This window comes from Micromonospora sp. NPDC049900 (genome assembly GCF_044461025.1).
GTDB lineage: Bacteria > Actinomycetota > Actinomycetes > Mycobacteriales > Micromonosporaceae > Micromonospora.
This window is the reverse complement of record NZ_JBITKM010000001.1, coordinates 1-9,897: the sequence shown is the minus strand read 5'-3', so window position 1 is coordinate 9,897 and position 9,897 is coordinate 1. Positions and strand designations below refer to the sequence as shown.

The window sequence follows — 9,897 nt, the reverse complement described above, 5'->3', positions numbered from 1 at the left end:
ACACCCTGCCAAGGTTTCGGTCCGTCGGCAAACCCCCGATCGATGGACGGTCATGGACCGTCACGGCCGGAACTACCCATTGCGCACTCGGGCCGGGCGGTCCTAGGGTGGCGCGATCGTGCTCAGTTACTCATCAGTAGGAGCAGCGTGGACACCAACGGCACCCCCTCCCGCCACGTCCTGTTCCTCAACTGGCGCGACACCACCAACCCGGAAGGCGGCGGGTCGGAGGTCTACATCGAGCGCATCGCCGCCGAACTGGTCGCCGTGGGGCACCGGGTGACCCTGTTCTGCGCCGCGCACGGTGCCGCCGCCGCAGCCGGCACCACCGAGTCGGGGGTCCGCGTGCTGCGCCGGGGCACCCGGATGACCGTCTACCTCCGCGCGGCGCTGACCTGCGTCGCCGGCCGGTTCGGGCGGGGACCGCTGAGCCGTCGTCGGCTGGGCCGGCCGGATCTGGTCGTCGACGTGTGCAACGGGGTGCCCTTCTTCGCCCCGCTGTACGCCGGACGGCCGGTCATCGCGCTGGTGCACCACGTGCACCGGGAGCAGTGGCCGGTGGTGTTCGGCCCGAGGATGGCCCGGCTCGGCTGGTGGATCGAGTCCTGGTTGGCGGTACGGCTCTATCGGGGCTGCCGGTACGTCACCGTCTCGGAGGCCAGCCGGACCGAACTGACCGCGCTGGGTGTGGCGGCGGAGCGGATCGAGGTGGTACCCAACGGCACTCCGCCGGTGATCGGCCCCGCGTGGCCGCGGACGCCGCACCCCTCGCTCCTGGTGCTCGGCCGCCTGGTCCCGCACAAGCGGGTGGAGATCGCGCTGCGCACCGTCGCCGAACTCGCCCGGGAGCTGCCCGAACTCGAACTGGTGGTGGCCGGGCAGGGCTGGTGGGAGGAGCCGTTGCGGGAACTGTGCAGTTCGCTCGGCATCACCGGCCAGGTGCGGTTCGCCGGATTCGTCACCGAGGAGGAGAAGCACGCGCTGCTCTGCTCGGCCTGGCTCACCCTCACCCCGTCGCTCAAGGAGGGGTGGGGGCTGACCATCGTGGAGGCCGCCGCGCGCAGCACCCCGACGGTGGCGTTCCGCTACGCCGGTGGCGTCGCCGAGGCGATGGTGGACACCCGGACCGGCCTGCTGGTCGACGACGAAGGGGAGTTCACCGCCGTGGTCCGCGAGCTTCTCGGCGACGACGTCCGACGCAAGGCGATGGGCGAGGCCGCACTGGCGCACGCCGCCCGTTTCACGTGGGCCGCGACCGGGGCACGGTTCGCGCGACTGGTGGAGCGGGCGACCGCTGCCACCGGTTGACGGTCCCGCGCACGGTGACGGGGTGCCCGGGTCGCGGACACCCCGTCGGACGTTCTCAGGTCAGCGCGTGCCGTAGAGGGGAGCCTCGGTCTGCTCGCTCACCGTGGAGTTCGCGGCTTCCTTGGCGGACGGACTGAGCACGTTCGTCAGACCGACGCTGCCGAGCATGCCGAGCACGATTCCGAGTACCCCGACGGCGACGAACGCAGGCAGGTTCTTCATCCACCTTCTCCTTCCGCGGGACTCGCGTGCCGGGACGTTACCACGCGGTAGCACCATTGCGCAGTGCCCGAAAGACCGACGACCAGCAGCGCCGTCGCGGCCAGCAGGTGGGCCAGACCGACCGGCCCCGGCCCGGCCGGCTCAGAGCCCGAGATCCACATCGGATTCTCGTACAGGGTCAACTCGCTCCCGGCGTATCTCGGGCGCAGGCCGTCCAGCGTGGCCGGGTCCGGGGGCGGTCCGGCCGCCCGCTGCACCAGCACCCAACGGGGATTGGTCGACGCCACCGGCCGCCCGGCCGCCAGAACGTCGCGCAGCCGGGCGGCCCGGGAATCCTCACCGACGACCGGGGTGGCACCCACCCGCAGCGTGTCGTCGATCAGCACCGGTACGCCGAGGTACCGAGGCGCCGGGTCGATCACCACCCGCCCGTCGTTCCAGGCATAGCTCTGGTACTGCTGGAACGGCAACGAGACGACCTCGCCCGGACGCTCGGCGACCAGCCGACTCACCGTCGTCCAGTCGGCCGGCCAACTCACCGGGCGGAGCCGACCGGCGGCACCGAACGCCAGGTCGGGCAGGACCGCCACCGGCAGCAACGCCGCACCGACCAGGAACACCCGTCCGGTGGCGGCGTCGAACCGGGCGGCCAGATGCCCGGCGGCCCGCTCCGCCCCCAACGCCACCGCGACCGCCAGCGCCAGGACGTACGGCACCAACAGCTTCTGCCCGTCCCGGACCAGGCCGGCGCCGGGCACCTCGGCCACCGCCCAACGCAGCAGCGCCGCCCCTCCGGGCAGCACGCCGAGCGCCGCGACCACCCACGACCCCACGGCCAGCACCCCGAGACGCGCGACGATCGAGGTGGGCCACCGACGCGACAGCAGGGGTACGCCGTACCCGGCGACCGCCAGCACCAGCACCGTCGCCAGCGGCACCAGCCAACTCGCCCGGGAGGCCGGAGTCGCATCGGCGCTCCAGACACCGCCGGTGCCGGCCAGCGCCGCCCACGGACCGGCCCAGTTCTCGCCCCGCGCGGCGAAGGCGGCGACCCCGGCCGGATCGGAGCGCGCATCACCCGCACCGGCCACGCCCGCCACCAGCCACGGCGCGTTCAGCAGCATCGCCGCGCCCAGCCCGGTCGACGCCGCCCGCAGCGCCCCCGGATACCGCCCCACCAGCAACACCGCTGCCACGACCAGTGCGAGCAGCCCGCCGGTCGGTGTGATGGCCGAGGCCGCCACGCAGAGCAGCAGCCGATGCAGGGCGTACCGCTCACCCGCCCGCACCTCGATCGCCGCCCGCAACAACCACGGCAGCACCGCGTACGCGACCAGCAGCCCCCACTGTCCGATCAGCAACCGCTCGGCCAGGAACGGGGTCCAGGCGTACCCGAGTGCGGCCACCACCCGTACGGCCACCCGCTCGGTCGGGACGAGCCGTGCGGCACCCAGCGCGGCCAGATAGAGGATCGCCACCAGCACCAGCCGTTGCAGCAGCCACCCCGGAACCAGGAGGTTGGCCAGCGCCACCACCGCGTCCTGGGGGACGGCCCGGGGCAGCGCGGTGGCCGGAGCGATCAGGTCCCAGCTCAGCGTCTGCCGAGGCACGAACACCATGTCGTACCGCAACACGTAGCCGGGCAGGGCGAGCGGGGCGAGCACCACCGCCACCACGGAGGCCGCCACCGCGTGCGGCACCAGCCGTTCCCGCATCCGTCGACCCCATCACAGCCGGGCGCGGCATCGGCCGCGCTGGTGGCGGTCACTGTACGCGGCACCGGTGCGGCGGCGGCCGTCGAACCGTCCGTTGGCCGGATGGGGGCGGGCTGACGGGTGTGGCAATCTTCCCGCCATGACATCGACGGGGGCGGACGTGACGGCGGCACCCGACCGGAGCGCCGGCTGGTGGAACGGCGATCCGATCCGGGTGACCGCGCTGGCCATGATCGCGCTCAGCGTCTTCTGGCGGGCCCACGTGGCGTTCCGCGGTTTCCTGGCGGCCGACGACTACGTGCTCATCACCCAGGCCGCCGAGTCCGACCTGACCGTGGCGCACCTGTTCGCGCTCTACAACAACCACCTGATGCCCGGCGGGCGGCTGATCATCTGGCTGGTGACCGAGTACGTCGGCCTGGACTACTGGCCGTACGTGCTGCTCATGGCGATCGGCCAGGCGATCCTCGGTGTCGTCTTCCTCCAGTTGCTGCGCCGCCTGCTCCAGCCGTCGTGGCTGATCCTCCTCCCGCTCGGTCTGCTGCTGTTCAGCCCGTTGACCCTGGAGGCGACGACCTGGTGGGCGGTCGGCGTCAACATGCTGCCGATGCAGATCGCCATGGTGCTCGCGATCCGCGCGCAGGTCGACTACGTACGGACCCGACGGCCCCGGCACCTGGTGGCCCTGGCGCTCGCCGTCCTGTTCGGGCTCTTCTTCTTCGAGAAGGCGATCCTGGTCGTGGCGCTGGTCTTCCTGCTGACCGCCGCCCTCTACGCCGACGGCGGCCCGCTGCGCACCGTCTGGACCACGATCCGTCGCTGGTGGCCGTCATGGTTGCTGCTGACGGCGCTCTCGCTGGTCTTCATGGCCGCGTACCTGAGCCGGTCGGAGTCCTCCCTGCGCCGGCCGGACTCTCCCGACGAGGTCTTCTCGTTCCTGGCCCAGATGCTCAACTCGACCGTGGTGCCGGGTCTGGTGGGCGGGCCGTGGCAGTGGCTCGGGGCCGGTGACGGCGCCCCGGTCACCGCCCCGCCGAGGGTCGGCACCTGGGTGAGCTGGGTGATCGTCGTCGCCGTGGTCGTGGCGACGGTCCGCCTGCGCCCACGCGCCGGACGGGCCTGGCTGCTGCTCGTCGCGTACCTGGTCATGGTGGCGGCGATGCTGGCCGCCACCCGGCTCGGGTCGGCGTTCAGCGGCGTGGCGGGCGGGGTGCCGCGGTACGTCAGCGACGTGGTGGTGGTCGCCGCGATCTGCCTCGGTGTCGCCGTCGTCGGCCTGGCGCGGACGCCCGCCGCCACACCGCCCGCCGCTGGACCGCTGCCGGAGCGCTACCGGGAGCCGGTGGCCGTCACGCTCGCCCTGGTCCTGGTGGCGGTCTGTCTGGGCACGGCCTGGACCACCTCCCGGTACGGCGACGAGTGGGCGGCGAAGTCCGGACGGTCGTACATCGACACGGTGCGGATCGAGTTGGCCAGCGCGCCGCCCGACACCGTCTTCTTCGACTCCCCGGTCCCGGACAACGTCGTACCGCGCCTCTCGGAGCCGTACAACCTCCAGTCCCGGTTCTTCCGCGCACTCGGCGCCCGCCCCACCTACGTCGACGAGGCCGAGCACCCGTCGGTACTCGACGGACTGGGCCGGGTCAAGGTGGCCACGGTCGTCGGCAGCACGATCCAGCCCGGTTCCCGGGAGGGCTGCGGTCACCTGGTGACCGGCGGCGAGACGGTCCGGATACCGCTGAACGAGCCGCGCTTCGCGTGGCCCTGGGTGGTACGCGTCGGCTATCTCAGCTCGGCCGACGGCACGGCGACCCTGCGACTGGGCAGTGGCGAGGCGGTCTTCCCGATCAGGAAGGGGCTGAACCAGCGCTTCTTCCGGATCGTGGGCGGTGGGGACAGCGTGGAGCTGACCGTGACCGGCACGGACCTGACGCTCTGCACCAACGAGATCGCGATCGGCGAACCGGCACCCCGGCCGGAGGAGTAGGCCGTCGACATCTCGTCCGGCGGAGCCTCACTCGGGACGGAACAGCACCGAGTTGACGTAGCGCGGACGCGGCCAGACGACCCGTCGGGCGAAGCTCTGGCCGACCCGCGCGATGGACTTCCGCTGGTGCCCGCCGAGGTCGAAGTCGGCCAGCGGAATCCACTGCCGGTCGGGCAGCACGTGTCCCCGGTACCCCCAGCCGGTCAGCAGGTCCAACAACGGCTGCACCGGCTGGATCCGCTCCTCGACCTCGATCAGCAGCACCGGGCGGTCCCGCCGGACGGTCTCCGCCGCGCCCCGCAGCGCCGGCAGTTCGTGGCCCTCGATGTCGAGCTTGACGAACCGCACGTCGGTGAGGCCGAGCGAGTCGAGCGTGATCCGCCGGACCGTCACCGGGGTGCCCTGTGTCCCGTCCTCCACCGACGAGGTGCCGACGATCGCCCCACCCTCCGGGAGGTACAGCGTCGCCGAGCCCTCGTGGTCGGAGACGGCGGCCTCCACCACCTCGACGGTCGGAAAGGCCACCCGGAGCTGACCGGCCAGCGCGGTGGTCGGCTCCACCGCCACCACCCGGTCGGCACGCCGGAGGAGCCGGGCCGTCCACGGCCCGTACCAGGCACCCACGTCGACAGCGGTGCCGCCGACCGGCACGAAATCGGTCAGCCGCGCCAGTTCCGGTTCCACCCGGGGGTAGACCCGGCGGATCGCCCCGGCGAGCAACCGCTGCGGAAGGATCGCCGCCACACCGGAGGTCGCTGCCGGTGACAGCTTCGTCGACGCCATGGGGCAGCACACTAGACGGTTACCGGCCGCGGGGGCAGGGGCTGCCGAAGACGGCTACCGGCCGGTAAGGTCTTGCCGGTCGGGCCACCTCCCGACTCGAATCCGCCCGGGGCCGGACCCGCGCGGGTCCGCCGGCCCGTCGGCACGACGCGGAGTGGCATGACACGGACCACGGGCAAGGACGCCGCGACGGTACGGTTCGGCGCGGCCGGTGCCGCCGTCACCGTCGCCACCCTGGCGACCAACGCGCTGGCGTACGTCGTACCCGTGCTGGGCGCACGCCGACTGAGCGCCGCCGACCTGGGCGCCCTGGCCACGGTCCTCGCGTTGGCGGCGATCGCCGCTGTCCCCGGCTTCGGTCTCCAGATCGCGGTCGCGGCCCACCGGGCCCGTCGCAGTGGCGGTGGCGAGGCCGGAGCGGCGCTGCGCACCGCCGCGTTCACCGCAGCGGTCACCCTCGCGGCCGCACCCGTACTCTCCGTCGCCCTACGGCTGCCGGTGTCCCTGGCCCTGCTGCTCGCGGCGACCACGTTCACCACCGTGCTCAGCGGCCGCTGGCTCGGCGAACTTCAGGGCGACCAACGGTTCCTGCGGCTCGCCGCCGCGATGACCGTGCTGGCCGCCGGCCGCTACGGCGGACTGGTCGTCGGGCTCCTGGCCGGCCGGGGACCCGTGGCCTGCCTGCTGCTGGCCGCCCTCACCGGCCTGCTCGCCATCCCGGTCCTGGCCCGCCTCGCGGCACCGTCCGTCGACGAGCCGCCCGCACCGGCTCCCGCAGGCGACGCCGCGTCTCGGGCACTCGGTGGCCGACAGGTGCGGACCGCGTGCGTGGCGACGCTGGCGATGCTCACCATCTCGTACGCCGATCTGCTCCTCGCCCGTCAACTGCTGCCGGCGGCCGACTCCGGCGCGTACGCCGTCGGCGCGGTCCTCACCAAGGGAGCGCTGTGGGCACCCCAGGTGGTCACGCTGCTGGTGTTGCCCCGACTGGCCCGGGGCGACCGCCGGGCCCGCGTGGTGGCGCTGGTGCTGATCGGGGCCTGCGGCGCGGTCCTGGTCGTGGCCTCCGCCATCGGCGGGGAGGTGGCGTTCCACCTCGCCGGCGGCACCGACTACCGCCACCTGGCCGGGTCCGCGCCGCTGTTCGCCGCCACCGGCGCCCTCTACGCGGTGGTGTTCATGCTCGTCAACGACCGGGTGGCGACCGCCGCCCGGTGGCCGGCCCTACCGTTGTGGGTGGCGTCGGCCGCGCTGGCGACGACGGCCACGCTGATCGCGCCACGCACCGTCACCGGTGTGTTGTCCTGCGCCCTGGCCACCGCGGCCGGGACCGCACTGGTGATGGGCTGGCTGGTCTTCCGTCGCGGCACCACTGACCCGGCGACGAACGACCGGTCACCAAGAGTGACCACGACGACCGCTCCGACCTGCCCGACGGGCTCTCCGGACGACTGACGGGTCACTCGGACTCCCCGCCGGCCACACCGTTGGTTACCGTAGTTGTCTTCCGGGTGGATCCGTTCCCCCTGCGGTAGTTCCCCAAAGAGGTAGCTGTGACGTTGTACGGCGAGAAGAAGCCCCCCGCCGACGATCGGCCCACCGTGGAAGTGACCGCGGTCAACTGGCCGAACGATCGGCCGGAGCCCCCGGCGAGCCCACCAGAGTCGGGCGCCCCGACCCGGCCGCGCCGGTTCCGCCTGCTCCTCGCCTCCGGGGTGGCCACAGCCGTGCTCGCCTCGGTGGGCGCGGTCACCGTCTGGGCGTACGCCGGAGACGTGCCCCGAGGCACCAGCGTGATGGGCACCGAACTCGGCGGACGGAGCCGGACCGACGCGGCCCGTGAGTTGCGGGCCCAACTGGACCGTCGCGCCGCCGAACTCGCCGCCCCGATCCAGGTGAAGATCGGCGAGCGGACGGCCGAGATCAACCCGGCGGAGGTCGGGCTCACCGTCGACGTGGACGCCACCGTGGCCGCTGCGGCCGCCGCCGACGCGCACGCGGTGGACCGGCTGGTCGGCTCGCGGCAGGTCGAACCGGTGGTCTCCGTCGACGTGCCGAAGCTGGAGGCCGAGCTGGAGAAGCTCGTCGGCGACCAGGGCCGCAAGATGACCATGCCGGCGATCACGTTCACCGGCACGAAGCCGAAGGTGCGTCATCCCAAGCCGAGCCTCGCCGTCGACCCGGAGCACTCCGCCGACGTGGTCAAGGCAGGCTGGTTGAGCGGTCAGCCGGTGACGGTGCCGCTGGTGGAGAACCACCCGGCCACCTCGGCCGAGGAGGTCGACCGCATGGTGCGCGAGCTGGCCGAGCCGGCGGTCGCCGCACCGGTGAAGCTGACCACGGACCGGGGCTCGGTGAACATCCCGCCAGCAGCCATCGCGAAGGGCCTCCGCTTCAAGGCCGACAAGACGGGCAAGCTCACACCCAGCATCGACATGAAGCGGCTGCGCGACGCCCTGGGGAACCGGCTGAACGAGGTCGAGGTCGCGCCCAGGGACGCCACGATGACCATCTCCGGCGGCAAACCGAAGGTGGTCGAGGGCCGCGCCGGCCAGCAGGTGGAGACCGACGGCCTGGGCGACGAGCTGATGGCCGTCCTGCCCCGCACCGACGACCGGACGATCACCGCGAAACTGACGGAGAAGAAGCCGAAGCTCACCGCGGAGAAACTGGGCGGCCTCGGCATCAAGGAGAAGGTCTCCTCCTTCACCACCAACTTCACCGGCGGCCTCTCCTCGGCGCGCAGCCAGAACATCGTGACGATCGCCAAGAAGGTGGACGGCACCGTGGTGCTGCCCGGCGAGACGTTCTCACTCAACGGGCACACCGGTGAGCGCGGCTACGCCCAGGGCTACCGCGACGCACCCGTGATCCTGGACGGCAAGCTGGTGCCGGGCGTCGGCGGCGGCACCTCGCAGTTCACCACCACGCTGTTCAACGCCACGTACTACGCCGGCCTCGAAGACGTGGAGCACAAGCCCCACTCGTACTACTTCAGCCGCTACCCGTCGGTCATCGAGTCGACCATCTTCTGGCCCAACCTCGACTTCAAGTTCCGCAACAACACCGATCACGGCGTGCTGATCGACACCTCGTACACGGGCAGCTCGATCACCGTGTCGATCTGGAGCACGAAGATCTGGGACAGCGTCAAGACCGAGTACAGCCCGCGACGCAACATCACGTCGTCCAAGACGGTCTACCTGGAGCCGGGCCCGACCTGTATCCCCGCCAGCGGCAGCCAGGGCTTCACCCAGGACGCCTTCCGGGTCATCAAGAAGGACGGCAAGGTCGTCAAGCGGGAGAAGTTCACCTGGACGTACAGCGCCGAGCCGCGCTTCATCTGCGCCAAGGAACCCGGCGCCTGACGTCCGGCCTCCACCTGCTCCGTCCACGGCCCCGCCGGCCCACGCCGGCGGGGCTTTCCCATGCCGTCGGGCCCGCGTGTAAGGAAGGGTCCCCTGCTAACGTCTCGCGCATAGCAGGGGACCCCTGCTAACTCCCCTACCGGCCGTCAGCGGCGCAGGCGGCGTGTGGCGGGCCATGCCCATCCCGGGCGTGACTCCATCCGGGCCGCTGGGGCTGGATCGGTCGGCGGCCCAGCGGCTCCGCTATGCCCAGTGAGGCCACGTCCAGCGAGGGTGTGAGCCAGCCGCTCTCTATTGCCTTCTCCACGGCGTTGCCAGCACTCGCGAAAGCTACGCCGGGCCGACTAGGGGGGCCGACCAAAGGGGGCCAAACGCGTTTAGGGCCACCCCCATGTGGGGGTGGCCCTAAAACGAGAAGATGTCCGGCGGTGTCCTACTCTCCCACACCCTCCCGGGTGCAGTACCATCGGCGCTGGAGGGCTTAGCTTCCGGGTTCGGAATGTGACCGGGCGTT

The 9,897-nt window shown here is 72.1% G+C and carries 7 protein-coding genes and 1 rRNA gene; 4 read left to right on the top strand and 4 right to left on the bottom strand.

The window, feature by feature from the left end; translation table 11 throughout:
• The first annotated feature begins 147 nt into the window (after positions 1–147).
• Entirely contained in the window at positions 148–1,308 is a 1,161-nt protein-coding gene (locus ACIBMZ_RS00040; protein ID WP_396689600.1) for a glycosyltransferase family 4 protein, read from the top strand.
• Between the two features lie 60 nt (positions 1,309–1,368).
• On the opposite strand, the gene ACIBMZ_RS00035 is transcribed toward ACIBMZ_RS00040, so the two are convergent.
• Together ACIBMZ_RS00035 and ACIBMZ_RS00030 are read right to left on the bottom strand one after the other, a co-directional pair.
• The gene (locus ACIBMZ_RS00035) at positions 1,369–1,530 is read right to left on the bottom strand and encodes a hypothetical protein (protein WP_396689598.1); all 162 of its coding nucleotides are present in this window, start codon (positions 1,528–1,530) and stop codon (positions 1,369–1,371) included.
• On the bottom strand, positions 1,527–3,245 hold the full coding sequence (locus ACIBMZ_RS00030) for a hypothetical protein (RefSeq protein ID WP_396689596.1): 1,719 nt from the start codon (positions 3,243–3,245) through the stop codon (positions 1,527–1,529). Before ACIBMZ_RS00030 ends, ACIBMZ_RS00035 begins: the two co-directional genes overlap by 4 nt.
• A gap of 139 nt (positions 3,246–3,384) precedes the next feature.
• Between ACIBMZ_RS00030 and ACIBMZ_RS00025 the strand changes: the two genes are divergently transcribed.
• Positions 3,385–5,232 (top strand): hypothetical protein, encoded by a 1,848-nt coding sequence (locus ACIBMZ_RS00025; protein ID WP_396689594.1) that lies wholly within the window; start codon positions 3,385–3,387, stop codon positions 5,230–5,232.
• A 27-nt stretch (positions 5,233–5,259) separates the two neighbouring features.
• Here the strand turns inward: ACIBMZ_RS00025 and ACIBMZ_RS00020 are convergent, their stop codons facing one another.
• A complete protein-coding gene (locus tag ACIBMZ_RS00020; protein WP_396689592.1) occupies positions 5,260–6,015 on the bottom strand; it encodes an FkbM family methyltransferase in 756 nt (251 codons plus the stop codon).
• A 159-nt stretch (positions 6,016–6,174) separates the two neighbouring features.
• Here ACIBMZ_RS00020 and ACIBMZ_RS00015 point away from each other — a divergent pair, with 159 nt between their 5' ends.
• The gene (locus ACIBMZ_RS00015; protein WP_396689590.1) at positions 6,175–7,470 is read left to right on the top strand and encodes a polysaccharide biosynthesis protein; all 1,296 of its coding nucleotides are present in this window, start codon (positions 6,175–6,177) and stop codon (positions 7,468–7,470) included.
• Between the two features lie 98 nt (positions 7,471–7,568).
• A complete protein-coding gene (locus ACIBMZ_RS00010; protein ID WP_396689588.1) occupies positions 7,569–9,383 on the top strand; it encodes a VanW family protein in 1,815 nt (604 codons plus the stop codon).
• A 420-nt stretch (positions 9,384–9,803) separates the two neighbouring features.
• Here the strand turns inward: ACIBMZ_RS00010 and rrf are convergent.
• Positions 9,804–9,897 (bottom strand): 5S ribosomal RNA (gene rrf / locus ACIBMZ_RS00005); the annotation flags it as partial.